Source organism: Noviherbaspirillum sp. FW303-A3 (assembly GCF_058788695.1).
This window is the reverse complement of sequence record NZ_JBYTAZ010000001.1, coordinates 4,356,386-4,380,009: the sequence shown is the minus strand read 5'-3', so window position 1 is coordinate 4,380,009 and position 23,624 is coordinate 4,356,386. Positions and strand designations below refer to the sequence as shown.

The following is a 23,624-nucleotide window of genomic DNA, read 5'->3' as shown; positions in this document are numbered from 1 at the left end:
ACATGGAACTCATCCTCTGGCGTCATGCCGAGGCAGAACCCGGCAGTCTCGACAAGCCGGACCAAGCCCGGGAACTGACCGAAAAAGGAAGGAAGCAGGCGCGGAAAATGGCCGAATGGCTGAACCGCAACCTGCCGGACGACTGCAGCATCCTCAGCAGCCCTGCCGTGCGCACCGTGCAGACAGTGGAATCGCTGGGGCGAAAATTCAAGACCGACCGGGCGCTGGCGACGGATGTCAGCGCAGAAAGCGTCCTGCGCGCAGCGGGCTGGCCCGATGCGGACGGTACGGTCCTCGTGGTGGGCCACCAGCCGACGCTCGGCCATGTTGCATCGCTGCTGATCACTGGGCAACAGCAGGAATGGCACCTGCGCAAGGGAAGTATCTGCTGGATTGCGAGCAAGGCCGATGAGGACGGCGAAACGCCCTACCTCAAGGCCGTGCTCGGCGCGGACTTCGCCGGAAAGTAATTACTTCGTGCCGAACAGGCGATCGCCCGCGTCGCCAAGGCCGGGAACGATGTAGGCGTGCTCGTCCAGGTGGGAATCGAGCGAGGCGACATACACCTTCACATTCGGATGCGCCGCCTGGAACACGGACACGCCTTCCGGCGCGGCGACCAGCGCGAGGAAGACGATGCGCTCTTCCGGCACGCCCCGCTTGCGCAGCACATCCACCGCATGCACCCCTGAATTGCCGGTAGCGAGCATCGGATCGCACAGGATGAAGGTACGCTCCTGCAAATCCGGCAGGCGCACCAGGTATTCGACCGGCTGGTGGGTCTCCGGATCGCGATACACGCCGATGTGGCCGACGCGCGCCGACGGCACCAGGTCAAGCAGCCCGTCGCTCATGCCGATGCCCGCGCGCAGCACCGGCACCACGGCCAGCTTGCGGCCAGCGATCACCGGCGCATCGATGGTCATCAGCGGAGTATCCATGCGCTTGGTCGTCATCGGCAGGTCGCGCGTCACCTCGTAGCCCATCAGCAGGGTCAGTTCGCGCAACAGCGTGCGGAAAGTGCGTGTCGATGTGTCCTTGTCGCGCATGTAGCTCAGCTTGTGCTGGATCAGCGGGTGGTCAAGGATGAACAGATTCGGGAAGCGGGGATCCTGTTTCATGATCTGGTTTCTCTTTGTGCTGGAATTCGCGCCAGTTTACCGCTTTCTCCCCGCGCGGTCAGAGAATCCGTGAGATCGCATGCAGGACGAGGCCGACCAGGCCGCCCACCAGCGTGCCGTTGATGCGAATGTATTGCAGGTCCTTGCCGACATGCAGTTCGAGCTTGCGCGACATGGTGTCGGCGTCCCATTTCCTGATCACGCGCGAGACGAGGTCGGCGATCATCTCGCGCCGCGCGACGATGGTTTCCGTGGCAAAGATGCGTATCCACTGGTTGAGCTTGCGCTGCACCCGCGCGTCGCCCAGCAGCTCATTGCCGATGGAGCGGAATCCCTGGTCGAGCCGGGCGGCGATGTGCGAATCCGGCGAGGCGATATCCGTTTCCAGACGCGCCTTGATGTCGTGCCAGATGGCGATCATGTAATCGCGCGCCATCGGATGGCCGAGCACCTCGCTGAGCACGGTATCGAGCTTTTCCTCGTATTCCGGCGAGGTCCGTAACTGCTGGATGAAATCGTCGGCCATGTTCTGGAAGCGCAGCCGCCACTCGCTGTCCTCTTCCCGCATTTCGTCCAGCGTACTCTGCACCGCATCGAGCAGGCGATGGTAAAACTTCTCGTCGATGGCCTTGGGCAGCCAGCGCGGGCTGTTCTCGTGGATCTTCCAGCGGATGTAGTCCTTGTTGCGTTCGAGCGCACGGGCAGCCACCTCGACCAGGTGGTTGAAGAAGGCGATGTGCCGGTTGCTGGCCACCAGCACCGTCAGGATCTCGGCGGCCATCGGTGCAAACTTCGCATGCGCCAGCGCGGACGTCAGCCGGTTGTGCATGAACTGCCTGACATCCTCGTCCTCGATCACGCGCAGCAGGGTCGGCACGCTGCGCACGATCTGGCGCGACACCGCCTTGCTGTTTTCCGGCTGCGCCAGCCACGTTGCCGCCGCACCCGCGAAATCGATCGGACGCATTTCCGCCCGGATGATTTCCTGCGTGATGAAATTGTGTTCAAGGAAGTTCGACAGGCTGTCGCCGATGCGGTCCTTGTTGCGCGGAATGATTGCCGTGTGAGGAATCGGCAGGCCGAGCGGATGGCGAAACAAGGCGGTCACGGCGAACCAGTCGGCCAGCCCGCCCACCATCGCCGCCTCGGCGAATGCCGCGACGAAGGAAAGAGCGGGATAGCGCGGCATCAGGGACCGCGAAATGACGAACAAGACCGCCATGGCCACCAACAGGCCGGTGGCAAGGGTGCGCGCTTTCCTGAGTTGAACCGCCTGCTCTTGTTCGTGCATTGACCGGTCGATCCGAGAGGTTTTGGTACCGGTTCGAGCGCGGAAGGTTGCGATTAGTTCACAAATGACAACTCAGCGCTCTTGCCTGCAGGACAACCACAGCATGAGCATCAGGACGGCGGAGTAGAACCAGTAGTCGACCGGTGCCAGCCAGAGCCAGTGCTTGTGCCAAGGAATCGCTTCCATGTGGAAGCGGGCAAGGCCGTATGCCGGATTCAGCATGAACCATAGAAAGTCTTCCACGATCCAGAACAGCATGATGCAGCCGATGACGCGGAATTCGGCGCGCCATGACCAGTGGCCCATGAAGAACAGCGGAAAATGGAAAAACAGCGCAATGAAGGGAAACACCCAGGCGTGATACCCGGTCATGGCCCTTCCGCCCCAGAAAATATCCAGCAGCCAGTGCTCCTCGATGCGCCAGGTCGGGAGGTTGACGGCCCAGCCGGCGCCTCCCTCGATCTGGATTTCGATATGCGCGAAAAAATACGCAAGCAGGATGACCCAGGCCAGCGTCAGGGCAATGTTCAGCGGTCGATTGTTCAGGGGCATGCGAACGGAGTGGGAACGTGAGAGAGGACAGTGTCGAGGACATCGCGCGCGGCGTGCGGTCGGGCCAGTCGCGATGCCTTTTCCCGCATGGCAGCCAATGCGGCTGGATGCCGCAACAGGTGACGCACACGGTATTCCAGGGTGACTGCATCGCTGGCCTTGAGCGCGACGCCTTCCTCCAGGAGGAAATCGGCATTGCGCTCCTCCTGTCCCGGAATGGGCGAATTGAGGATCATCGGCAGGCCCATGGCCAGGCATTCCGATGTGGACAGCCCGCCGGGTTTGGTGATGGCGAAATCCGCACACGCCATCAGGCGGTCGACGCGGTCAGTGAATCCCTGTGCGACGAGACGGCCGGGATAACGGGATGCGAGGGCATGCAGCGCGGCCAGCGCGCCAAGGTTCTTGCCGGCCATCACGATGAGCTGGAAGTCTTCTTCCAGCGCGAGGAGGCGCGACGCCAGGCAATCCAGGCGCCCCAGGCCGGCGCCGCCGCCCATCAGCAACACGGTAGTCCGCTGCGGGTCGATTCCCAGTTCACGGGCGCATTCCGTGCGGTCTGGCGCACGCCCGAACGCCGGCATGATCGGGATGCCGGTGACCCGGATGGCATCCTCCGGTATGCCGCCGGCGCGCATGCGGAAGGCGACTTCTTCGTTCGCGGCAAAGTAGCCCGTCATGTGCCCATGTACCCACATGCGGTGCAGGTCGAAATCCGTGACTTGCACCCATACCGGACAGGACAGGCGCGCGAGCCGCGTCATGCGGGACAGGAGCTCCGCCGGCAGGAAATGCGTGCAGATGATGGCGTCCGGACGGAAGGCGGCAATCTGCGCATGGAGCCGGCGCGTGTTCAGGCGCTCCGCCGCGCGGCGAAGCCGCTGCATCATGCTGTCCGGCCGCGCTTCGTTCGTCACCTGGTACAGGTAGCCCCAGACGGCGGGATGGCGGTTGACGAGCGCGATATAGCAGTCGGTGTAGAGCTTGCGGAACCCGGACGGCACATGATCCATGACGTCGATGTGCAGGGCCTGCACTTTACTGCCATGCGCGTCCGCGCAACTACGGATAGCCTCTGCCGCGCGCACATGGCCTGCCCCCGCCGAAACGCTGAGGATCAGGATACGCTTCCCGGGAAAAACAGGCGCCGCCACGGGAATGGCGGGAGCGAGTGCATCCAGCGTCAGGTACATGGCGCCCCCATCGAGGCTGGAAGGATGCTACGCAATCTGCATCCCCTTTTTCCACACGCCGAGCACGACAGGAATGTCGTTGACCACGCGCACACGCAGGAAGTCGGCACGCAAGTCCTGCGCGATTTCGCCGCGGTCGGCGAGGCCGACCATCATTGCCGGATTGCGCGACACCGTCGCGACGGCACGGGGCAGGCTGAACCCTTCGCGCTGCAGCAGGAAGGCAGCATGCAGCAGGCTGGCCGGCACGTAATCGGATGAAAGCACATCGAGCAGGTCGTGCCGCGCGAGTTCGGCTGCCGACACATTCCCGGAATGCGAACCGCCGCGCACCACGTTCGGCGCGCCCATGATGATGCCGAGTCCCTGTGAGCGTGCCGCGCGAGCGGCAGCGATCGTAGTGGGAAATTCGGAAATGGAAACGCCCTCGCTGACGCCCTCTTCCACATGGGCGACGGTCGTGTCGTCGTGGGTGGCAAGCGGAACCGGATCGGTCCGGTCCATGCAGCGCCGGATCACGGCATTGCGGTTGGAGGCGGCATAGCGTTGCTGGCGGTCGAGAAGGCGGTCCAGCATGGATTCGACCTTCTCTTCGCTCCAGCCGCGCTTGCCCGTCACGTAAGTGCGGTAGTGGCCGATGTCGGTCCACTGCCGCTGTCCCGGCGTATGGTCCATCAGGGACACCAGCCGCAAGCGGTCGTCATGCAGGAAAGGCTCGAACAGCGGCAGCAGGTTTTCCTCCGCCAGCTCCAGCCGGATATGCAGGTAATGGTCGGCATGCAGCAACCCGGACGCCGCAGCCTCCTGCAAGCCTTCGCTGCAGGCCGACAGGGTTTGCGTGCGCAGGGAATCGCTATCGATGTCGCCGACCGACAGCGCGTCCAGCACCGTGGTAATGCCGGCACCGGCAACCTGGCGGTCGTGGGCAATGATCGCCGGCAGGATCGGCCACGTCACTTTCGGGCGCGGCATCAGGTGCTTCTCCAGGTTGTCGGTATGCAGTTCCACCATTCCCGGCAACAGGTAATCGCCCTCCCAGTCTTCCGTTCCGCGGATCGACGTGCGGCCGGGCATGACTTCGGCAATCAGTGCGCCATCGACGGAAATGTTGCCGACGAAATCCTCGTCGGCGGTGACGATGCGGGCGTTGGAGATGGTCTTCATGGCACGGGCACCAGTGATGCCGGCTGTACCGGCTGGATATGGAACAGGCGGGTGGCGAGCGCATGCCGCACATAGGGATCGTGAAATATCCCGACGATGGCCGCGCCTTGATCCCGCGCCGCCGCGATCATCTCGATCACCGTGTCCCGGTTTCCCTCATCGAGGGACGCCGTCGGTTCGTCGAGCAGGAGGATGGGATAGTCGCTGATCAGGGTGCGGGCGATGTTCACGCGCTGCTGCTCCCCGCCGGAGAAGGTAGCGGGCGGCACATGCCACAAGCGCGGCGGAATGCGCAGTTGCGACAGGAGCACTTTCGCCTTGTCCCTTGCATCCCCTGCATCCATGCCACGCACCACCAGCGGTTCGGCGACGACATCGAGCGCCGATACCCGCGGAATCACACGCAGGAACTGGGTCACGAAACCCATCGTGCGCTGGCGGACTTCATGCACCTTCTGAGGAGGCGCCGTCGCCAGGTCCACCCAGTCGCCGTCATGGCGCACCCTGATGCTGCCGCTGCTTGCCCGGTAGTTGGCGTACAGACAGCGCAGCAGCGTGCTTTTTCCCGCTCCCGAGGGTGCATGGATCACCACGCACTCGCCGGCGTCCACATCCAGGTCGATCGCTGACAGGATGGGCAGTTGCAGGCCGCCTTGCAGGTGCAGCGTGAAGTCCTTGGACAGGTTTCTTGCCTCGATGCGTCGCGACATATCGTTTCCTTCAGGCTTGCAGTACGGAGGACACCAGCAACTGGGTGTACGGGTGTTGCGGATCGTCGAGCACCTGGTCGGTGAGCCCTTCCTCAACAACCTGTCCCTGCCGCATCACCATCAGCCGGTGCGCGAGCAGGCGCGCGACCGCCAGGTCATGGGTGACGATGACCACCGCCACATGCAGTTGCGACACCAGTTGGCGCAGCAGGTCGAGCAGGCGTGCCTGCACCGATACGTCCAGGCTTGCCGTCGGCTCGTCCATGAACACCAGGCGCGGACGGGTGACAAGGTTGCGCGCAATCTGCAGGCGCTGCTGCATGCCACCGGAAAAGTCGCGCGGCAGGTCGTCGATTCGCCCCGGATCGATCTCGACCCGCGACAGCCACTGCGACGCTTCCTGCCGGATGTTGCCGTAGTGGCGGGCGCCGACCGCCATCAGGCGCTCGCCGACGTTCGCACCGGCGGAGACGTCACCGCGCAGGCCGTCGCGCGCGCTCTGGTGCACATAACCCCAGTCGGTGCGCGCCAGCATGCGACGCCGCGCTTCGCTGACCTGGTACAGGTCTGCGATGCCTTCGTGACGGGTGGAGAACAGCACGCGCCCGCTGTCCGGCGCACGTTGCCCCGCCAGGCAGTTGAGCAGCGTCGTCTTGCCGGAACCCGATTCGCCGACAATGCCCAGCACCTCGCCGGGATACAGCGCGAGGTTCACGTTATCGCAGGCCGTGCGCACGCCGAACCGCACGCACACATTCTCCGCCTGCAGCAGCGGCTGGGTGTCGTCCATCATTGCGCCTCTTTCCGGGAACGGCTGTCCCTGCAGTAGTCGGTATCGCTGCACACATATTCCCTGCCGCCCCGGTCGTCGACGATGATTTCGTCGAGGAAGCTGTCGCGCGAGCCGCACAGGCTGCAGGCATGTTCCCAGCGTTCGATCTCGAACGGATGGTCTTCGAAATCGAGGCTCTTCACCGAGGTGTAGGGCGGCACCGCGTAGATACGCTTTTCACGCCCGGCGCCAAACAATTGCAGCGCGGGGCTGCAGTCCATCTTCGGGTTGTCGAACTTGGGGATCGGGGACGGACGCATCAGGTAGCGCCCGTTGACGATCACCGGATAGTCGTAGGACGTGACGATCTTTCCCATGCGCGCGATATCTTCATACAGCTTCACGCTCATCAGGCCGTAGTCCGCCATGGCGTGCAGCTTGCGCGTCTGCTCCTCGCGTGGTTCCAGCCAGCGCAGGGGCTCGGGGATGGGCACCTGGTACACGATGGTCTGGCCGGCGCGCAGCGGCGTTTCGGGAATACGGTGGCGCGTCTGGATCAGCGTCGCTTCCGCCGTCCTTTCCGTCGTCGCGACGCCGGTGGTGCGGCGGAAAAAGCGCCGGATGTTGACCGCATTGGTAGTGTCGTCCGATCCCTGGTCGATCACCTTGAGCACATCATCCTGCCCGATGACCGCGGCCGTGACCTGGATGCCGCCGGTTCCCCAGCCATAGGGAAGCGGCATCTCGCGTCCGCCGAACGGCACCTGGTATCCGGGAATGGCAACAGCCTTGAGGATCGCGCGCCGGATCATGCGCTTGGTCTGCTCGTCGAGATAGGCAAAGTTGTAGCCCGGTTCGACCGGGGTGCCGGTTTGCATGGCGGGAGTCGCGTGCATCATGCCACCTTCTGGTCCGGAATGTCGCCCGCGTCCGCCTGTTCGCGGCGCAGCGCGCGGATCAGGTTCAGCTCGGACTGGAAATCGACGTAGTGCGGCAGCTTCAGGTGCTGCACAAAACCGGATGCCTCGACGTTATCCGAGTGATACAGCACGAACTCCGGCATCTGCGCCGGCGAACTCACGGTTTCGCCCAGCTCCTGCGCCCTCAGCGCGCGGTCAACCAGCGCCATGGCCATCGCCTTGCGCTCGCCGTGGCCGAACGTCAGTCCGTAGCCGCGCGTGAATTTCGCGCCCTCGTCGCCCGAGCCGTTGAACTGGTTGACCATCTGGCATTCCGTCAATTCGATTTCACCGATCTCGATGGGAAAGCCCAGTTCCTCCGGCACGACTTCCACGGCGACACAGCCGTAGCGGATCTCGCCGGCGAAGGGATGGCTGTTGGCATAGCCGCGCTGGGTGGAATAACCGAGCGCCAGCAGGAAGCCCTCGTCCCCGCGCGCCAGGTTTTGCAGCCGGGCGTCGCGTGTCGCGGGGAAATGCAAGGGGTCGCGGGTCAGGTCGGCCGGCTGGGGATCGTTTTCATCGGGGATTTCCGCCTCGATCAGGCCTTCCCGGTTCAGGAAATCCAGCACGCGCGGCATGGATGCAGGGGCGGCAGAAGCCGGTTTTTCATCTTCTCCCTGCTCCAGGGATTCCGCCTCCAGCGTGAAATCGAGCAGTCGCTGGGTGTAGTCGTACGTCGGCCCGAGGATCTGGCCGCCCGGCACATCCTTGAATGTCGCCGAGATGCGGCGCGCGATGCGCATGCGGGACGTATCGACGGGGACGGTGGACAGGAAGCGCGGAAGAGTCGTGCGATAGGCTCGCAGCAGGAATATCGCTTCGACGAGATCGCCGCTGGCTTGCTTGATGGCCAGCGCGGCGAGGTTACGGTCATACAGCGAGCCTTCGCTCATCACGCGCGCCACGGCGAGCGGCATCTGCTCCCGGATCTGTGCGAGCGACAGCTCGGGCACGCCCGGATCGCCGCGGCGCTTGCGTGCGAGCGCCTTGCAGGATTCCTCGATGGCTTTTTCGCCGCCCTTCACTGCTACATACATGCTGGTAACTCCGCGGGCAGGTTAGTCAATGTGGGTGGTTCGCGGCATGCCAACGATCTGGCCGCGGCAACAGAAAACGACGTCCACGCCAAGGGGAAATGCGGCGGCGTTGTCACGCCACTGCGCGGCGAAGCCGGCGGGAAGGCCGGCCACCCGCAGCGACCGCGTGCCGGGAATGCCGGGACCGGAAAGCGTGCGCTCCGGGCCATCGTCGAGCGACGGCACCTGGATGAACAGCGTCGTGGAGCGGTCCGGGTATTCCATGCTCCCTCTGGCGAACGACGACAGATCGACGTCCGCGGCATTCCCGACCAGCGCGAATGCCGCCCACGCTGCGTCATCCGTCAACGGGCAGCCGCAGTGGAAGCGCAGGTAGGATGCGACAGACGCTGTGCCGGTGGCGGCATCGCGCCACACCGGCGTATCGAAATCCAGCAGCGTCAGGCACAGTGCCGTGGTGGCATCGTGCAAAGGCGCGGGGCCTGCCACTTCCACCGGCAGCGTACGCACGGTGCCCGGCTCGGCAAGTGCATCCAGCAGGCAGCGGAAGGTTGCCTGCGAGGCACGGACACTGTCGTCCCATGCCGGCAGCAACTGGTCGTCGATCACCGCGCTCATGCATCCTCTCCTCGCACCATCGTCATGAATTCAACGCGGGTCGCCTGTGCCTGTGCATGGTCGCGCGCATGCCGCTCCGCGAGCGCCGCTTCGATCGGCTGCAACACCATGTCCCGCACGCGTGCATGCTCATCGGATTGCATCAGCGCATCGAACACCGCCGCCAGCTCCGCATGCCCCTTGTCGCGCCCTGCGACATAGGCAACGCCGGTCTGTCCTGAAGACAGGCGCAGCGCGCAGCGCGTCACCGACATTTCCCCCAGGTTGAACTGCGCGCCTGTTCCGCCGGCCCTCGCCCTCACCATGGCCAGGCCGGTCTCCGGCCGCCGCAGCCAGAGGAACTGCGGCAAGTCGCCGTATTGCCGTGCCGCTTCATGCAGCGCATCGGCCGGCGCCTTCGCAAGCAGAGAGATCCAGCGAGCCCGCTCGGGGGATGAGGTCTGTTCTTTCATGGCGGCGATTGGATCACATGAAAATGAAATCCTGATGACACACCGGAACTCGCACACCGGAAAACTTCGATGTCAATAACCGGTCACAATCGCTGGCTAGCATGATGCCATTCTGTTTACAGGCGAGGACTTCCATGCGACTGCTCATCCACGGCGCAACACTCCTGGCTTCACCTGCAGGAAATCCCGAACAGCACACCACCGCGCATGTCGTGACGTCCGGCGCGCGCATCGAGCGCATTGCGTTTTCCGGCGAGCAGCGCGTCCACCATGAGGATGCGGTCATCGACGCGGACGGACTCATGCTTCTGCCCGGCATCGTCGACATTCACGGCGACGCATTCGAACGCCAGATCCAGCCCCGGCCGGAAACGGTCTTCGCCCATGATGTCGCCCTCCTCGATACGGACAGGCAACTGATCACGAACGGCATCACGACCGCCTGCCACGGCCTGACGTTTTCCTGGGAGGGTGGACTGCGCGGCCGTGACGCGGCCGACGCGATGTTCAGGCAGCTCATGACGAAGCGCGCGATCTTCCATGCCGACCATCGTGTCCACCTGCGCTTCGAGAACCACAATGTGGATGGTGTGCGCAACGCGCTGGAATGGGTAGAAAACGGATGGATCAGCCTCCTGGCGTTCAACGAGCATCTGCCCGCGATCGCGCGCAAGGCCGAACGTCCCGAAAAGCTGGCTGCGTATGCGGAACGGGCGCGTTGCGACGCCGCCGAATTCCGTTCCCGCATCGACAGCGCGAAGACGCGCGGCGAAGAAGTGGAGGCCGCCATCCAGGCTCTCGCGGCGGCATGCAGGCGCCACGGCATACCAATGGCTTCGCATGACGACGAAACGCGCGGCGACCGCGAGCGTTACCAGAAGATGGAAGCAACCATCAGCGAATTCCCGCGCACTGCCGAAGCGTTGTCCGCCGCGATGGAAATGGGCAATCGGGTCATCATGGGCGCGCCCAACGTGCTGCTCGGCGGCAGCCATTGCGGCGGCCTGTCTGCGACCGAATCCGTGCGCAGCGAAAGCTGCCACATCCTCGCCTCGGATTACTACTATCCTTCCCTGCTGCACGCCCCCTTCAAGCTGGCCTGCGAGCATCGTGCGTGCACGCTGGCGCAGGCATGGCGGCTGGTATCGCGCAATCCGGCGGACGCACTCGGCCTGCGCGATCGGGGCCGCGTGGCCGAGGGGTGCCGTGCGGATCTCTTGCTGGTGGAGGCATCCCGGGACGGCGATGTCCGGCTGGTAGCGACGATTGCCGCCGGGCGACTCGTTTATTGCGCCGAACCTGCGCGCCTGCAGGCATCGCGCCGCGTTCCCCTGGCGGCATGACGCGCTACGCGATTTATTTTGCTCCTGCACCGGATTCATCCTGGTGGGAGGCCGGATGCCAGTGGCTGGGGCGCGATCCTGCGCGCGGCGCGGAGTGCGCACAACCCGATATCCCCGGCGTTCCCCCTGCACTCTTCCGTGGACTGACGCGGCAGGCCCGGCGTTACGGATTTCATGCCACGCTGAAAGCGCCCTTCCGTCTGATGGACGGCTTTACGGAAACCGACCTGCTTGCGTTGGCGGATGCCTTTGCCGAACTGCAGCATCCGATATTCCTGCGCGGAATACAGGTCCGCAACATGGCCGGTTTCCTCGCCCTGCGGCCCCTGGAACCTGCGCAGGAGATCGCCGCTCTCGCCATGCGCTGCGTCAGCTACTTCGACCTCCTTCGCGCCACGCCGACCGCGGCTGAACTTTCGCGCCGCCGCAGCAACGGCCTGAGCCCGCGCCAGGAAGATTTGCTGGCGCGCTGGGGCTATCCATACACGGAAGAGGAGTTCCGCTTCCACTTGACGCTCACCGACTCGCTCGATGAGGTCGACGACAACACCGCCTACGCGTTGCGCAAGGCAGCGGAAGAATGCTTCATGCCTGCCCTGGCATCCAGTATCCCTTCGATCGATGCGCTGACCATCTTCCGCGAAGAGCGTCCGGACGAACCGTTTTCCGCGTGGCGCCGCTTTCCGTTCGGCGCACGGCGCCATGCGGCCGCCCTTCCCGCAAGCGGCCGCCTGTACTTCCTGGTCGGGCCGTCCGGCGTCGGAAAAGATACGCTGCTGCAATGGGCGCAATATCATGCGCCGGCGAACGCGCGCATTGCGTTTGCGCGCCGCACGATTACCCGCCCGGCTCACGCGAGCGAAATGCACGACCATGTGGACGAACACACGTTCTGGAAACATGCCGCGTCAGGACATTTCTCAATGATGTGGGAAGCGAACGGGCTGTGCTACGGCATCCCGCGCAGCATCGAGGCGGTGCTGCGCGCAGGCCGCAATGTGGTGGTCAACGGCTCGCGCGAGTTCGTGCCGCAACTGCGGCGCCAGTTTCCGGATGCGCAGGTCATTTGGGTAGAGGCGCATGCCGATGAAATCCAGCGGCGCATCGAGGCGCGGCAGCGCGAAGCAGGCCCTGCATTGCTGCGCCGGCTCGACCGCGCCGCGCAATTCGCGCCGCCCGATGGGGAAAATGTGATCCGCCTCGACAACAGCGGCCCGGTGGAAGCAGCCGGAAAGCAACTGCTCGAGATTCTTTCAAGATAGCAGGATGCTGAACCCGACGCCGTGCTGGCTGAAGCCGAGACGTTCGTAGAAGCGGTGGGCATCGATGCGCTTGAGGTTGGACGAGAGCATCAGCTTGTAGCATCCCGCTTCCGCTGCGATACGCATAGCCTGCTTCAGCATCGCCTCGCCGGCCCCCTCGCCGCGGCGCTTGCCGGTGACGACTACGGCATCCAGGACAGCCTGCGGCGTACCGTGGTGCGACGGGCTGTTGAAAACCAGCAGGCTGAATGTGCCGACCACCTCGCCACCCGCATCCGTTGCCAGGTAAGCCTTGAAGAAGGGATAGGCCGCCATGTCTAGCAGGACCTCGCGCATGGCGGCGGCCGCATAGCCGTCCTCGTCAAGCGTCCGGTCGTCCATTTCCGCCTGCAGGCGTGCAAGCACTTCGGCGTCGCCGGTATGGGCCTCGCGGACGGTCAGTTCGGGGAGGATGTCGGTGCTCATGCGGAAGCGAGGGATTCTGTGGACTGTGAGGACATGATAGTCAGGAAATGGTCGAGCGAATAGGTCGGCGCACCCGGCACCTTCGCCGCATCATCCCAACGCCGCAGCCTCACCGCATCTTCCGCAAACGGCAAGGCAATGAAGGCGGCTGCCTCGTCCGGCGAGAACGGGCCGCCCTGCCACTCCAGGCTGCGCTGCGATACTTCGGACAGGCCGGACCAGTACAAAGGTTCAGCCACGCAGAGATAACGCTTGGCGCTGACATGCATCCGGATCGGTTCGGTGACCGCCGGGGGAAACAGGTCGGCCAGCATGCGGGCGGCAATTTGCTCGTGCGGATGGCGCCGGTCGTCCGCGCTGTCCGAAAGATGGCCGATATCGTGCAGGAACGCTGCCGTGATCAGCGCCTGGCCGGCGCCGTCCGCCAGCGCCCGCGTCGCGCATTGCAGCGCGTGCGCCTGCTGCGTGACGGCCTCGCCGCCATACAGGCCGCTGCCGCGGTGGCGCAGCCATGCGGCGATTGTGCCAAGTGTCCACATCGTCATATGAAAATTTTCCGCAGGCGGGAGGAAACAAGGTCAATGATGCTGACCGTCGCAACGATCATGATCAGCACCGCGCAGGTCTGCGCATACTGGAAGCTGCGGATCACTTCCCACAGGATCACGCCGATGCCACCCGCACCGACCATGCCGACCACCGTGGCGGAGCGCACATTCGATTCGAAACGGTACAGCGCATAGGAAATCCACAACGGCATCACCTGCGGCAGGACGCCATAGACGATTTCCTCGAGCACATGCGCGCCGGTCGCCCGGATGCCTTCGACCGGCTGTGGATCGATGGCTTCCACCGCCTCGGAAAACAGCTTGGACAGGATGCCGGTGGTATGCACGAACAAAGCCAGCACGCCGGCAAACGGCCCCAGCCCCACCGCCACCACGAACAGCATCGCAAACACCATTTCGTTGATGGCGCGGGCTGCATCCATCAACCGGCGCACCGGCTGGCAGATCCACCAGGGCGCGATGTTCGACGAACTGAGCAGGCCGAACGGAATTGCAAACACCACCGCGAGCACTGTGCCCCAGACGGCGATCTGCAGGGTGACGAGCAGCTCGTCCACGTAGAGGCGCCACTCATGGAAATCCGGCGGGAAGAAGCTGGCCGCATAGGTTCCCATGTTGCCGGCATCGCCGAACAGTTCCAGCGGGCGCATGTCCGCGCCCTGCCACGACGCAGCCAGAACGGCCAGCAGGATCGCCCAGGCGAGCAGCTTGCCGAAATCATGCCGGGGCGGTGCCGGATAACCGGCGTTCATGTGCGGATGCGTCTGCTGCATGGCACTTCGATCAGGACTTGGAGATATCGGACAGCTTGCGGGCGATGTCGTCCAGCTTCGCCTTCTTCTCTTCCGCCTTCATGTTGGCATCGGCTTCGAGCTTGGTCTTTTCCTTGAACAGTTCGAGCTGGCGGATGGGCTTGAGTTGCGCGTTGCTCGACTCCTGGAAGCTGCCGAAGGTCAGCTTGTTCAGCACGGCCTTCTGCTGCACGGCTTCCGGCCCGGACTGGCCATAGGTCACGAGAAAGTCCTTGACGCGGTTCTTCATGTCCTGCGGCAGGTCCTTGCGCCACACGATCGGGTCGGAGGCGATGAGCGGCGATTTCCACACCTGGCGCAGCTGCTTTGCCACTTCCGGCTGGCGGGCCTTGATGCGCTCGAGCACATCGGAACTGTGCACGGCGGCATCGACCTGCTTGTTGGCAATGGCCATGATGTTCGCTTCATGGTTGGCGCCGCGAACCGTCTTGAATGCCGTCTTCGGATCGATATTGTTCTGCGCGAACACATAGTAGGTCGGCACCAGGAAGCCGGACGTCGAGTTCGGATCGCCGATACCGAAATTCAGGCTCTTTGCGTTCTTGAGCACATCGTCCAGGGTCTGGTGCGGGCTGTCCTTGTGCACGCTGATATAGCTGTAGTAACCGGTGGTGCCGTCCGCGTTCACGGTCTGGGCGAAGACTTCGGCGCCGGCGCGGTCGACGGCCTCGATGGCTGACTTGTTGCCCAGCCAGGCGACATGCACTTTTCCGAAACGCATGGCTTCGATCACGCCGGCGTAATCGGGCGCGAAGAAGGCCGTCACCTTGACGCCGAGCTTTTTGCTCATGTCTTCCAGCAGCGGCTGCCAGTCCTGGCGCAGGTTCTGCGCAGACTCGGTGGAGATGATGCCGAAGTTGATGTTCTTGACGTCTTCGCTGGCATGCGCGACGGAAGCATTCGCGGCAAACAGAATGCCGGCGGCGCAGGCGGAAAGCAGTGTGCGGTACATGGTCAGGCTCCTTGTCAGAATGATGATCAGGCCAGTGCGGCGAATGCGGGGACAGCCTGGAAGCCGCTTGCGGCCGGGACCTGCGGCTGGCCATTGATGGCGGCGGGACTGAGGATTTCCTCTGCCTGTGCGCCGTACAGGTCGCGCAGCATCGCCGTGGTCAGTGCGGCAGAAGGGCCGTCATACACGACCCGGCCGCGGTTGAGCGCCACCGTGCGCGGGCAGAAACGCAGCGCCATGTCGACCTGGTGCAGGGAGACGATGACGGTGGTGCGGTCCTGGCGATTGAGGTCGGACAGCGTCTGCATCACGCGGCGCGCGGATTCCGGATCGAGCGAGGCAATCGGTTCGTCGGCGAGGATGACCTTGGCCTGCTGGACGATGGTGCGGGCGATGGCGGCACGCTGCTGCTGGCCGCCGGACAGTGCCGATGCGCGCTTGTACGCATGCTCCACGATGCCGACACGCGCCAGCGCCTCGAGGCCGAGTTCGCGCTCCTCCTGGGTGAATCGCTTCAGACAGCTGCGCCAGAGCGGCATGCGCGAGAGCGCGCCGGACAGCACGTTGGTCAGCACCGGCAGGCGTCCGACGAGGTTGAACTGCTGGAACACGAAGCCGACATCGGCACGCACCGCGCGCACGTCGCGCTCGATCGCGCCGTTGCGCTGCACCAGCCTGCCCGCGACACGGACCTGGCTGGACACGCCGTTGCCGGACATGAGGCCGGAGACATGACGCAGGAGGGTCGATTTTCCCGATCCCGATGCGCCGATCAGGGCGACCATTTCTCCCGGTGCGACGTTCAGGCTGACCCTGTCGAGTGCCTGGAAACCGCCCTTGAACGTCTTCGACAAACCGCTGATTTCAATCATCATGATATCCGCCGATCCTCTGTGTTGACGGTCGCAGTATCCGGGCGAAATATGTCACGCGTGTGAAGACGGGATGACAGCAACATGAAATATCAGGAGGAAACACAACGACCGGAAAGGATGCGTCTTACGCGCCGGCATACGAAGATCGGCACGTAATCCTCGACCTTTGCGCCGGACAGCGATGCCAGTACTTCTTCATACAGGGGAGCGATGTCCTGCACCTGGCAATGGATTTCTTCGGCGAGCGATTCAATGAAGCGGAGGTGGCGCTGGCAATCGCCGTCCTGAGCATCAGGCGTGGATTGCGCCCCTTTCAGGTCGGCGAGATGCATATTTCCGGCATTTCTCCAGATGCTTCCTTGCTTGCTTGCATGACGATTTCCTGCCAGGTCACCAGGCGCAGTTCGCCGCTGGACTCCTCGACCAGCGCCGACAGGCTCTCCACCCAGTCGCCGTCGTTGCAGTAGGTGATGCCGTTGATCTCGCGGATTTCCGGCTTGTGGATATGGCCGCAGATGATGCCGTCCACGCCCTTGCGCTTCGCCTCCGCAGCCAAGGCGTGCTCGAACGATGTGATGTAGCTGACCGCGTTCTTGACCTTGAGCTTCAGGTACTGCGACAGCGACCAGTACGGAAGCCCGGCGCGTGCGCGCCAGGCATTGAACACCTGGTTGAACTTGAGGATCATCGTATACAGGCTGTCGCCGACATAGGCGAGCCACTTGGCGCAGGCGATGACACCGTCGAAGCGGTCGCCGTGCAGCACCAGCATGCGCTTGCCCTCGGCGGTAACGTGGATCAGTTCGTCGCGAATGCGGATGCCGCCGAAGTCGAGGTCGATGAACTGGCGGATGGCCTCGTCGTGGTTGCCCGGAACGAAGATGACCGTCGTGCCCTTCTTGGCCTTCTTCAATACGTTCTGCACGACGTTATTGTGCGTCTGGTCCCAGAACCAGCGGCGCTTCAGTTGCCAGCCGTCGATGATGTCGCCGACGAGGTAGAGCGTTTCCGATTCCGTCGCCTGCAGGAACTCCAGCAGGCGCGCCGCCTGGCAGCCGGTGGTGCCGAGGTGGATATCCGATATCCAGATCGTGCGGAAGCGTTTGACATGGCGCCTGCCGTGGCCGGCGGACTTCATGAAGTCCGGGTCGAGGAAGTTGTCGCGCGGTTTCACAGCATCCTCCCTTCCTTCAGGTAGTGGCGTGCGTAGCGGCCGTCGAGCCGTGACAGCGGCATCAGCAGGAACAGGTCTGCCGTGTGGAAATCGGCATCCCAGGCCGGTGCGCCGCACACCCATGCGCCGCTGCGCAGGTAGCCCTTCAGCAAGGGCGGAACCTGGGGCTCATGCTTGAGGCCGCGGCCGTCGATTGGAAACGGGACGTGAGGCGTGACGCGGTACTCCGGCGGCGCGAGCTGTGTTTCGGAGAGACTGCGATAGATGGCTGCCGCATTGTGCCCGCCGTCGGCGAGGCAGATGCTGGCGCAGCCGACCAGGTATTCGCAGCGATGCCGCTGCATGTACGCGGCCAGGCCGGCCCACAGCAGCATGATGACCGCCCCGCTCCGGTAGTCCGGGTCGATGCAGGCGCGTCCGGCTTCGACAGTGCTGTTGCGCAGGTGCGCAATGCGTCCCAGGTCGAACTCGCCTTCTGAATAAAAGCGCCCGAGTTTGCGTGAAGCAGCGGGCCCGAGCAGACGGTAGGTGCCGACGACTTTCAGGGTCCGCGTGTCGCGGACGATCAGGTGGTCACAGTAGGAATCGAACTCGTCGGCATCGATACCGTCGTCGTTGGCGAGTCCTGACCGCCCTTCGGCTTCGATGAAGATCTTGTAGCGCAACCGCTGAACTTCCCGCACCTCCTGGTGCGTGTTCGCAAGACTGAGCGTCAGCCTCGACGTCGCGGCATTGGTTTGCGTGTCGGCATCCAGCAATCGCATGCTTCATCCCCCTTGTTTCGACGGACGAAGCGTAACGGCGTATTACTTCAGCCAAATGACAGCGAAGTTTCAGTTCCGTGACAGCGCAACACGGAACGACGCCCGGCGGCGGAATGCGCGCCGGGCTCGGGTATTACTTACCCTTACTTGCCCTTCTTCGGACGGCCGGCCTTGAGTGCGGGCAGTCCGGCGAGGATTTCCTTGAGCTTCGCGGTGTCGAGCTGGCGGATCAGCGCGACGCCGACACGAAGGAGCTCGCTCTTTTTCACTTCGATGCCTGCCTTCAGGCATGCCTTCTTGACCTCGCCCAGCACCGCATACTCGGCCTCGGGCATGGTGAAGCTGTCGCGTACGAGCTTGGGCTTCTTCGGTTTTTCCTTCGGCTCGGCGGCCGGCTTGGCCACCGGCTTTTCCGCGGCCTTGACCGGAACCTTGGGCGCCTTCGCGGCGATCGCCTTGACTGCCGGATCCGGCTTGGCAGCCGGAGCGGCTTTCTTTGTGGCCGGCCTCGCGGCCCTGGGTGTGCCTGCCTTCTTTGCCGGCGCTTTTGCGCCTGCCTTGGATGCGGTTTCTTTTGCCATGTCATTCCCCCTGAAAAAATAGTATAAACAATATATATCGTTTATCCATTTTCTTCAACTCCCCTGCCGTTCATCATCCCGTCACAATCCGTATTCAAAATTGCCGGAAACCAACCAACAACAAGGAATGAACGTGAAGATCCTGCTCGCCCCTGCAGTCGCCCTGATGCAGCGCATGCGGCTGCTCCCCAAGTTCGCACTCGTGGCCATGGTGTTCATGGTGCCCCTCCTGCTCGTCCTGGGTCTGCTGTATGCCGAACTGCACAAGGCCGTGAAAACAGCGGAGCGCGAACGCGTCGGTGTCCGTTACGTGGTCGCGCTGGAAGACATGATGCGGCTGGTGCAGCAGCATCGCGCGCAGCGTCACCTGCAGTTGAGCGGCAATGCGGGCATGCAGGAACCTGCCGAGCGCACACGCAACGCCATCAGGGAGCAACTGGCCGCACTGGATGCCATCGACAAGGCATCGGCCGCACTGGAGCTGGACAACACATGGTCCGGCGTACGCGGTGCGTGGGAAGCGGTCGAGCAGAAGGTTCCGGCGGCCAAGGCAAAGGACAGCTACGCCGAGCATACGGGTGTGATTGAGCGGATCGCGAAGATGAATGCCCTCGTCGCCGACCGGTCGGGCCTGACGCTCGATCCGGAACTCGACAGCTATCACCTGACCGCCATGCTGATCAATGGTTTTCCACCGATCGCCGACATGCTGTCGACCATCGCGGGACGCGGCGCTGCCTATATCGACACTGCCCTGCTGGAGGCAAACGAGGACATGCTGCTCAGCTCCAACGTGATGATCGCCCGCCGCGACCTCGACCGGCTGCCGGTGCAGTTCGCATCGGTCTTCCGCGAAAATCCGGCCCTGAAACGGCCGCTGGAGGGCCATCTGAATGCCGTGCAGGGCGCTGTCGCCTTCCTCGAGCGCGCCCAGGACGAGGTCCTGAAATCGTATAACCAGACGTCGGGCAAGGAGTTCTTCGAAGCGGGGACCGGCAGCATCGATGCCATTTACGCTGCGGCCCGCGCCTCCGCTGCCGAGCTCGACAGCCTGCTGGCGCAACGCATCGAGCTGCTCTGGGCCCGGCTCTACCTGATCATCTTCGCCGCGCTCGGCGGCCTGGCCGTGACGACTTACCTGCTGGCCGGCTTCTATGTCTCGTTTTCGGGCGAAGTGCGGGAACTGGAGCACGCCGTGGAACGGGCCGCCGCCGGCGACCTGACCGCGCACATTTCCTCGGTTGCAAAGGACGAAATCGGCGGGCTGGTCAATTCCTTCGGCAAGATGAACGGAGAACTGGCGCAACTCGTCGCGCAGGTACGCAACGCGAGCGAGACCATTACGCACACCTCGCATGAGATTGCCGCCGACAGCGGCGACCTCTCGTCACGCACGGAATCCCAGGCCAGCTCCCTGCAGCAGACAGCGAGTTCGATGGAGGAGCTGACCGCTACCGTCCGGCAAAACGACCGTCATGCGAACGAAGCAAACACGCTGGTCCTGTCGGCCGCCGAGGTGGCGGCGAAAGGCGGCCATGCGGTGGGCCAGGTCATCGACACGATGGCAGCGATCAAGGAGAGTTCGGCCCGCATCATGGACATCATCCAGGTCATCGACGGCATCGCGTTCCAGACCAACATCCTGGCCTTGAATGCGGCGGTCGAGGCTGCCCGCGCCGGCGAGCAGGGCCGAGGCTTCGCCGTGGTCGCCGCCGAGGTGCGCGGACTGGCGCAGCGTTCGGCCGGGGCGGCAAAGGAGATCAAGTCGCTCATCGAGAATTCGGTCCGCCAGGTGGAACAGGGCAACATGCTGGTCTCCGCCGCCGGCAGCACGATGGACGAGATCGTCGGCTCGGTGCAAAAGGTGGCCAGCATCATGAACGACATGACGGCGGCAAGCCGCGAACAGACCGCCGGCATCGAGCAGGTGAACCAGGCACTGAACCAGATGGACGAAGTCACCCAGCGCAATGCCTTGCTCGTGGAGCATGCGGCGGAAGCGGCTGCCTCGCTGCAGCGCCAGGCCGCGGGCCTGTCGGCGGCGGTCGAGGTCTTCAAGCTCGAGGATGCGCCGGTGGCAATGCCGGCGGCAGCATCTGTCGCGACGGTTACCCATATGCCGGAGGGCAGGATGCGCTACGCCCCCCGCAACCTTCCGTCCTCCTTCGAGGAACCGCTGCTTCTGGAAAAGCGCGCATAAGGCTTCATCACATTGTCACAATCGGAGGGCACAATGGCGCCCTTCCGAAACTGTTTCATTTTTATCAATCGATGCCAGGCCATTTCATGTCGCGTCTTCGTGCAGCCGTCGCGCCGCTGCTGCTTTCCGTATCGCTTTCCGCCACCGGCGCAGGCAATGCCATCGTCATCGGCCAGGCCGTCGATCTTTCAGGCCCGAACGCCAGCATCGGGCGCGATTATGTGGCGGGAATCAAGACATACTTCGACATGGTCAATGCCGCCGGCGGCATCAACGGCAAGCGCATCCAGTACGTCGCGCGCGATGATCGGGGACAGCCGCAGCTTTCCGCGAGCCTCGCCTCGGAACTGGTCGAACGGGAACAGGTCGACTACCTGCTGGGCGGCATCGGCGACGACGCCACGCAGGCGGTCCTCAACGCGCCCTTGGTCAAGCGCAGCGGCCATGTGCTGTTCGCGCCGCTGGCGGCAGCGGACTACCCGCCCGGTGCCCGCGTACTGTTCTGGCGTCCGAGCTACGGACAGGAAATCCGGCACATCCTCTCCCATTTCAGCAAGCTCGGCATCACCGATGCCGGGGTGGTCGTCCAGCAATTGCCTTCGAGCGAACTGGCGTACCGCAGCCTGGCTGCCGCCGCGCAAGAGCAACGCGTGAACCTGCGGACCATCGCCAGGATAGGCGCACAGGGCGACAGGATTGCCGAAGAGGCGGCCCGCATGGCGGCGGCACGTCCCGGATTCATTCTCATCATCGCCGACACCATCAGCACCGCCCAGTTCCTCAAGGCATACCGTAAGCATGATGCGCAAACCTTCGTGGCCGGCACGTCTCTGACCAATCTCGCCACCCTGCGCGAACTGGCGGGCGGACGCGCGCTGGAATGGACGGTCTTTGCACAGGTCGTGCCGAATCCCGCAGCCGGGACGACGCTGCTGCAGGTCGAGCACCTGAACGGCATGAAGAAGTACCGCGACGAGAAGGTGTCGTCGATGACGCTGGAGGGTTTTGCCGCCGCCAAGGCCCTCGTCGCCGCGATCCGGCAATCGAAACGCGGCGGCCGACTCGCATTGGAGGACTTCACCGCGAGGAATGGGACGATCGACCTGGGCGGTTTGTCTGCAACCGTTGCAAGCGGCAGCAACCGGCTGTCGGGCTATGTCGACATTGCACTGTTCCGCAAGGGCAGTGGATTGGTGTTTTAGCTTTTGACGCTCATGTCGATACCGACCTCTTCCCACCAGTCTCGCTCCTTCTCGATCCAGTAGGCGAGCGTCGGGTGCTTGCCGAGCCAGTCCCGCTTGAGCTCGATGTCAATGCGATTCTTCATCTTCAGCCGCATTCCACTGACGCCTTCATCGACACGCGCATGCAGGAAAATGATCGCCAGGCGCAGTGACAGCACCGCCTTGGCGAAATCGGGATCGGCGAGCGTGTCGCCCAGTTTGCGCAGGTTTCCCTTCTGCGCAACGATGAGCGTGCTCATCACGCGCTGCTCGCGCGCGGTAAATCCTGGCAGGTCGGCGTTCTCCACCATGTAGGCGCCGTGCTTGTGGTAGCCGGTATGCGAGATGGCCTGCCCGATCTCATGCAGCATGGCGCTCCAGTACAGGTACTGGCCCAGCGCATCCGAGGCCGGCTTGAGCAGTTCGAAGAATGTGACCGCGGTCCGCGCCGCCTGCACCGCGCGGCTTTCCACTGCATGGAAACGCCGCATGCATTCCTGGACCGACATTTCGCGGCGGTCCAGCTTGTTGGCGCGCAACTGAAGGTCCCACAGCACGCCCATGCGCAATCCGGCATCGACCGCCGTGACGGAAGGCACGCCGAGTTCCTGCATGATGCCGATCAGGATCGCCAGTCCGCCTGCCATGACGATCACGCGCTCCGGCTTGACGCCGGCCAGCTGCACATTGCTCACATGGCCGCAGGCGATCAGGTGCTGCATCAGTGCATGGAGGCTGGCGATCGACATGGTGCCATCGCCGATTTCATTCCTGGCGATGCTTTCCGAAATCGCGCGTATCGTTCCGGAGGAACCGTAGGCTCCCGTCCAGTACTGGCGGTCGTACAGCGGCGCCGCATCTTCGAACAGGGAACGCACAGACAGGATGGCGGCGTCGAAGGAAGCGGCATCAATCCGTCCTTCCGGGAAAAATGCCTGGCTCTGCCTCACGGTGCCGATGCTGAATGACTCGACATGGCGGATCTCCTGCCCCTGCCCCAGGATCAGCTCGGTCGAGCCGCCGCCGATGTCGATCACCAGCCGGGCCTCGTTCGGAAGGGCAAGCTTGCTGGCAACGCCCATGTAGATCAGGCGTCCTTCTTCCTCGCCCGAAATGATTTCGATGGGATGGCCGATAGCCTTTTCCGCCGCCGGCAGGAACTCGGCAGCGTTGCGGGCGATGCGCAAGGTATTGGTGGCGACGACGCGCACGGCGTCCAGGCTGTAGGCATCCAGTATCGCGCGGAAATTCTTCAGGCAATCAAGGGCGGCCTGCTTCGCCTGTTCCGTCAGGTTGCCCTTGCTGTCGAGACCGGCGCCAAGGCGGATCGGGTCGCGCGCAGTCTTGACGATGCGAAAGGCGCCTCCCTCAAGCCTGCCGATATGCAGGCGAAAACTGTTTGAACCCAGGTCTACAGCAGCGAACATCCCTTTTCCTTCTTTTCCGGTACCGACGTCGAATACCCCGAATGTATCACCAACGGGAGATGCCCAAACGGACAAAATGCAGGACGATAACGAAGGATTGTGACT

Annotated in this window: 26 protein-coding genes; 5 read left to right on the top strand and 21 right to left on the bottom strand. The window is 63.6% G+C overall.

Annotated features, from left to right (window positions below; genetic code table 11):
• The first annotated feature begins 2 nt into the window (after nucleotides 1–2).
• Nucleotides 3–470 (top strand): SixA phosphatase family protein, encoded by a 468-nt coding sequence (locus AC3WOY_RS21020; protein WP_492427302.1) that lies wholly within the window; start codon nucleotides 3–5, stop codon nucleotides 468–470.
• On the opposite strand, the gene upp is transcribed toward AC3WOY_RS21020, so the two are convergent.
• The 11 genes from upp to phnG form a co-directional block, all read right to left on the bottom strand.
• Nucleotides 471–1,121, bottom strand: a complete 651-nt coding sequence (gene upp, locus AC3WOY_RS21015) for a uracil phosphoribosyltransferase (RefSeq protein WP_492427300.1) — start codon at nucleotides 1,119–1,121, stop codon at nucleotides 471–473. It lies immediately after the preceding gene.
• 58 nt (nucleotides 1,122–1,179) lie between these two features.
• Complete coding sequence (locus AC3WOY_RS21010; RefSeq protein ID WP_492427298.1) at nucleotides 1,180–2,412, bottom strand: DUF445 domain-containing protein; 1,233 nt, start codon at nucleotides 2,410–2,412, stop codon at nucleotides 1,180–1,182.
• A gap of 72 nt (nucleotides 2,413–2,484) precedes the next feature.
• Nucleotides 2,485–2,964: a hypothetical protein gene (locus AC3WOY_RS21005; RefSeq protein ID WP_492427296.1), complete on the bottom strand. Its 480-nt coding sequence runs from the start codon at nucleotides 2,962–2,964 to the stop codon at nucleotides 2,485–2,487.
• Nucleotides 2,955–4,157 carry an MGDG synthase family glycosyltransferase gene (locus AC3WOY_RS21000; protein ID WP_492427294.1) on the bottom strand — a complete coding sequence of 401 codons (1,203 nt, stop codon included), beginning with the start codon at nucleotides 4,155–4,157 and terminating at the stop codon, nucleotides 2,955–2,957. Before AC3WOY_RS21000 ends, AC3WOY_RS21005 begins: the two co-directional genes overlap by 10 nt.
• Nucleotides 4,158–4,184: 27 nt before the next feature.
• Nucleotides 4,185–5,321 (bottom strand): alpha-D-ribose 1-methylphosphonate 5-triphosphate diphosphatase, encoded by a 1,137-nt coding sequence (locus tag AC3WOY_RS20995; RefSeq protein ID WP_492427292.1) that lies wholly within the window; start codon nucleotides 5,319–5,321, stop codon nucleotides 4,185–4,187.
• On the bottom strand, nucleotides 5,318–6,031 hold the full coding sequence (gene phnL / locus AC3WOY_RS20990) for a phosphonate C-P lyase system protein PhnL (protein ID WP_492427290.1): 714 nt from the start codon (nucleotides 6,029–6,031) through the stop codon (nucleotides 5,318–5,320). The genes AC3WOY_RS20995 and phnL overlap by 4 nt, the downstream gene beginning before the upstream one ends.
• A 10-nt stretch (nucleotides 6,032–6,041) precedes the next feature.
• Nucleotides 6,042–6,824 carry a phosphonate C-P lyase system protein PhnK gene (gene phnK / locus AC3WOY_RS20985; RefSeq protein ID WP_492427288.1) on the bottom strand — a complete coding sequence of 261 codons (783 nt, stop codon included), beginning with the start codon at nucleotides 6,822–6,824 and terminating at the stop codon, nucleotides 6,042–6,044.
• Entirely contained in the window at nucleotides 6,821–7,702 is an 882-nt protein-coding gene (locus AC3WOY_RS20980) for an alpha-D-ribose 1-methylphosphonate 5-phosphate C-P-lyase PhnJ (protein WP_492427286.1), read from the bottom strand. The genes phnK and AC3WOY_RS20980 overlap by 4 nt, the downstream gene beginning before the upstream one ends.
• The gene (locus tag AC3WOY_RS20975) at nucleotides 7,699–8,802 is read right to left on the bottom strand and encodes a carbon-phosphorus lyase complex subunit (protein ID WP_492427284.1); all 1,104 of its coding nucleotides are present in this window, start codon (nucleotides 8,800–8,802) and stop codon (nucleotides 7,699–7,701) included. The genes AC3WOY_RS20980 and AC3WOY_RS20975 overlap by 4 nt, the downstream gene beginning before the upstream one ends.
• A gap of 21 nt (nucleotides 8,803–8,823) precedes the next feature.
• A complete protein-coding gene (gene phnH, locus AC3WOY_RS20970) occupies nucleotides 8,824–9,420 on the bottom strand; it encodes a phosphonate C-P lyase system protein PhnH (protein WP_492427282.1) in 597 nt (198 codons plus the stop codon).
• Nucleotides 9,417–9,872, bottom strand: a complete 456-nt coding sequence (phnG, locus tag AC3WOY_RS20965) for a phosphonate C-P lyase system protein PhnG (protein WP_492427280.1) — start codon at nucleotides 9,870–9,872, stop codon at nucleotides 9,417–9,419. The genes phnH and phnG overlap by 4 nt, the downstream gene beginning before the upstream one ends.
• A gap of 134 nt (nucleotides 9,873–10,006) precedes the next feature.
• On the opposite strand from phnG, the gene AC3WOY_RS20960 reads away from it, so the two are divergent.
• Nucleotides 10,007–11,215, top strand: a complete 1,209-nt coding sequence (locus AC3WOY_RS20960) for an alpha-D-ribose 1-methylphosphonate 5-triphosphate diphosphatase (RefSeq protein ID WP_492427278.1) — start codon at nucleotides 10,007–10,009, stop codon at nucleotides 11,213–11,215.
• Entirely contained in the window at nucleotides 11,212–12,477 is a 1,266-nt protein-coding gene (gene phnN / locus AC3WOY_RS20955) for a phosphonate metabolism protein/1,5-bisphosphokinase (PRPP-forming) PhnN (protein WP_492427276.1), read from the top strand. Before AC3WOY_RS20960 ends, phnN begins: the two co-directional genes overlap by 4 nt.
• Here phnN and AC3WOY_RS20950 read toward each other — a convergent pair.
• From AC3WOY_RS20950 to AC3WOY_RS20910, 9 genes are all read right to left on the bottom strand, one after another.
• Entirely contained in the window at nucleotides 12,469–12,942 is a 474-nt protein-coding gene (locus tag AC3WOY_RS20950; protein WP_492427274.1) for a GNAT family N-acetyltransferase, read from the bottom strand. The genes phnN and AC3WOY_RS20950 overlap by 9 nt on opposite strands.
• Nucleotides 12,939–13,487 (bottom strand): phosphonate degradation HD-domain oxygenase, encoded by a 549-nt coding sequence (locus AC3WOY_RS20945; protein ID WP_492427272.1) that lies wholly within the window; start codon nucleotides 13,485–13,487, stop codon nucleotides 12,939–12,941. The genes AC3WOY_RS20950 and AC3WOY_RS20945 overlap by 4 nt, the downstream gene beginning before the upstream one ends.
• Complete coding sequence (phnE, locus tag AC3WOY_RS20940; protein WP_492429375.1) at nucleotides 13,484–14,263, bottom strand: phosphonate ABC transporter, permease protein PhnE; 780 nt, start codon at nucleotides 14,261–14,263, stop codon at nucleotides 13,484–13,486. Before phnE ends, AC3WOY_RS20945 begins: the two co-directional genes overlap by 4 nt.
• Before the next feature lie 31 nt (nucleotides 14,264–14,294).
• A complete protein-coding gene (gene phnD, locus AC3WOY_RS20935; RefSeq protein WP_492427270.1) occupies nucleotides 14,295–15,275 on the bottom strand; it encodes a phosphonate ABC transporter substrate-binding protein in 981 nt (326 codons plus the stop codon).
• Nucleotides 15,276–15,301: 26 nt separating this feature from the next.
• Nucleotides 15,302–16,150: a phosphonate ABC transporter ATP-binding protein gene (phnC, locus tag AC3WOY_RS20930; protein ID WP_492427268.1), complete on the bottom strand. Its 849-nt coding sequence runs from the start codon at nucleotides 16,148–16,150 to the stop codon at nucleotides 15,302–15,304.
• Between the two features lie 89 nt (nucleotides 16,151–16,239).
• A complete protein-coding gene (locus AC3WOY_RS20925; RefSeq protein WP_492427266.1) occupies nucleotides 16,240–16,482 on the bottom strand; it encodes a DUF3562 domain-containing protein in 243 nt (80 codons plus the stop codon).
• Nucleotides 16,464–17,324: a UDP-2,3-diacylglucosamine diphosphatase gene (locus AC3WOY_RS20920; RefSeq protein WP_492427264.1), complete on the bottom strand. Its 861-nt coding sequence runs from the start codon at nucleotides 17,322–17,324 to the stop codon at nucleotides 16,464–16,466. The genes AC3WOY_RS20925 and AC3WOY_RS20920 overlap by 19 nt, the downstream gene beginning before the upstream one ends.
• A complete protein-coding gene (locus tag AC3WOY_RS20915) occupies nucleotides 17,321–18,088 on the bottom strand; it encodes a GNAT family N-acetyltransferase (protein WP_492427262.1) in 768 nt (255 codons plus the stop codon). The genes AC3WOY_RS20920 and AC3WOY_RS20915 overlap by 4 nt, the downstream gene beginning before the upstream one ends.
• 143 nt (nucleotides 18,089–18,231) lie before the next feature.
• Complete coding sequence (locus AC3WOY_RS20910) at nucleotides 18,232–18,669, bottom strand: hypothetical protein (protein ID WP_492427260.1); 438 nt, start codon at nucleotides 18,667–18,669, stop codon at nucleotides 18,232–18,234.
• 133 nt (nucleotides 18,670–18,802) lie between these two features.
• Between AC3WOY_RS20910 and AC3WOY_RS20905 the strand changes: the two genes are divergently transcribed.
• Together AC3WOY_RS20905 and AC3WOY_RS20900 are read left to right on the top strand one after the other, a co-directional pair.
• Complete coding sequence (locus AC3WOY_RS20905) at nucleotides 18,803–20,869, top strand: methyl-accepting chemotaxis protein (protein ID WP_492427258.1); 2,067 nt, start codon at nucleotides 18,803–18,805, stop codon at nucleotides 20,867–20,869.
• Nucleotides 20,870–20,955: 86 nt separating this feature from the next.
• Nucleotides 20,956–22,071, top strand: coding sequence for an ABC transporter substrate-binding protein (locus AC3WOY_RS20900; protein ID WP_492427256.1), 1,116 nt, complete (start codon nucleotides 20,956–20,958; stop codon nucleotides 22,069–22,071).
• On the opposite strand, the gene AC3WOY_RS20895 is transcribed toward AC3WOY_RS20900, so the two are convergent.
• Nucleotides 22,068–23,519, bottom strand: a complete 1,452-nt coding sequence (locus tag AC3WOY_RS20895; RefSeq protein ID WP_492427254.1) for a Ppx/GppA phosphatase family protein — start codon at nucleotides 23,517–23,519, stop codon at nucleotides 22,068–22,070. The two genes, AC3WOY_RS20900 and AC3WOY_RS20895, sit on opposite strands and share 4 nt — an antisense overlap.
• Between the last annotated feature and the right edge of the window lie 105 nt (nucleotides 23,520–23,624).

Coding starts and splice junctions, on each gene's coding strand:
- AC3WOY_RS21020 (WP_492427302.1), top strand. CDS start 3: ATGGAACTCATCCTCTGGCGTCATGCCGAGGCAGAACCCGGCAGTCTC.
- upp (WP_492427300.1), bottom strand. CDS start 1,121: ATGAAACAGGATCCCCGCTTCCCGAATCTGTTCATCCTTGACCACCCG.
- AC3WOY_RS21010 (WP_492427298.1), bottom strand. CDS start 2,412: ATGCACGAACAAGAGCAGGCGGTTCAACTCAGGAAAGCGCGCACCCTT.
- AC3WOY_RS21005 (WP_492427296.1), bottom strand. CDS start 2,964: ATGCCCCTGAACAATCGACCGCTGAACATTGCCCTGACGCTGGCCTGG.
- AC3WOY_RS21000 (WP_492427294.1), bottom strand. CDS start 4,157: ATGTACCTGACGCTGGATGCACTCGCTCCCGCCATTCCCGTGGCGGCG.
- AC3WOY_RS20995 (WP_492427292.1), bottom strand. CDS start 5,321: ATGAAGACCATCTCCAACGCCCGCATCGTCACCGCCGACGAGGATTTC.
- phnL (WP_492427290.1), bottom strand. CDS start 6,031: ATGTCGCGACGCATCGAGGCAAGAAACCTGTCCAAGGACTTCACGCTG.
- phnK (WP_492427288.1), bottom strand. CDS start 6,824: ATGATGGACGACACCCAGCCGCTGCTGCAGGCGGAGAATGTGTGCGTG.
- AC3WOY_RS20980 (WP_492427286.1), bottom strand. CDS start 7,702: ATGATGCACGCGACTCCCGCCATGCAAACCGGCACCCCGGTCGAACCG.
- AC3WOY_RS20975 (WP_492427284.1), bottom strand. CDS start 8,802: ATGTATGTAGCAGTGAAGGGCGGCGAAAAAGCCATCGAGGAATCCTGC.
- phnH (WP_492427282.1), bottom strand. CDS start 9,420: ATGAGCGCGGTGATCGACGACCAGTTGCTGCCGGCATGGGACGACAGT.
- phnG (WP_492427280.1), bottom strand. CDS start 9,872: ATGAAAGAACAGACCTCATCCCCCGAGCGGGCTCGCTGGATCTCTCTG.
- AC3WOY_RS20960 (WP_492427278.1), top strand. CDS start 10,007: ATGCGACTGCTCATCCACGGCGCAACACTCCTGGCTTCACCTGCAGGA.
- phnN (WP_492427276.1), top strand. CDS start 11,212: ATGACGCGCTACGCGATTTATTTTGCTCCTGCACCGGATTCATCCTGG.
- AC3WOY_RS20950 (WP_492427274.1), bottom strand. CDS start 12,942: ATGAGCACCGACATCCTCCCCGAACTGACCGTCCGCGAGGCCCATACC.
- AC3WOY_RS20945 (WP_492427272.1), bottom strand. CDS start 13,487: ATGACGATGTGGACACTTGGCACAATCGCCGCATGGCTGCGCCACCGC.
- phnE (WP_492429375.1), bottom strand. CDS start 14,263: ATGAACGCCGGTTATCCGGCACCGCCCCGGCATGATTTCGGCAAGCTG.
- phnD (WP_492427270.1), bottom strand. CDS start 15,275: ATGTACCGCACACTGCTTTCCGCCTGCGCCGCCGGCATTCTGTTTGCC.
- phnC (WP_492427268.1), bottom strand. CDS start 16,150: ATGATGATTGAAATCAGCGGTTTGTCGAAGACGTTCAAGGGCGGTTTC.
- AC3WOY_RS20925 (WP_492427266.1), bottom strand. CDS start 16,482: ATGCATCTCGCCGACCTGAAAGGGGCGCAATCCACGCCTGATGCTCAG.
- AC3WOY_RS20915 (WP_492427262.1), bottom strand. CDS start 18,088: ATGCGATTGCTGGATGCCGACACGCAAACCAATGCCGCGACGTCGAGG.
- AC3WOY_RS20910 (WP_492427260.1), bottom strand. CDS start 18,669: ATGGCAAAAGAAACCGCATCCAAGGCAGGCGCAAAAGCGCCGGCAAAG.
- AC3WOY_RS20900 (WP_492427256.1), top strand. CDS start 20,956: ATGTCGCGTCTTCGTGCAGCCGTCGCGCCGCTGCTGCTTTCCGTATCG.
- AC3WOY_RS20895 (WP_492427254.1), bottom strand. CDS start 23,519: ATGTTCGCTGCTGTAGACCTGGGTTCAAACAGTTTTCGCCTGCATATC.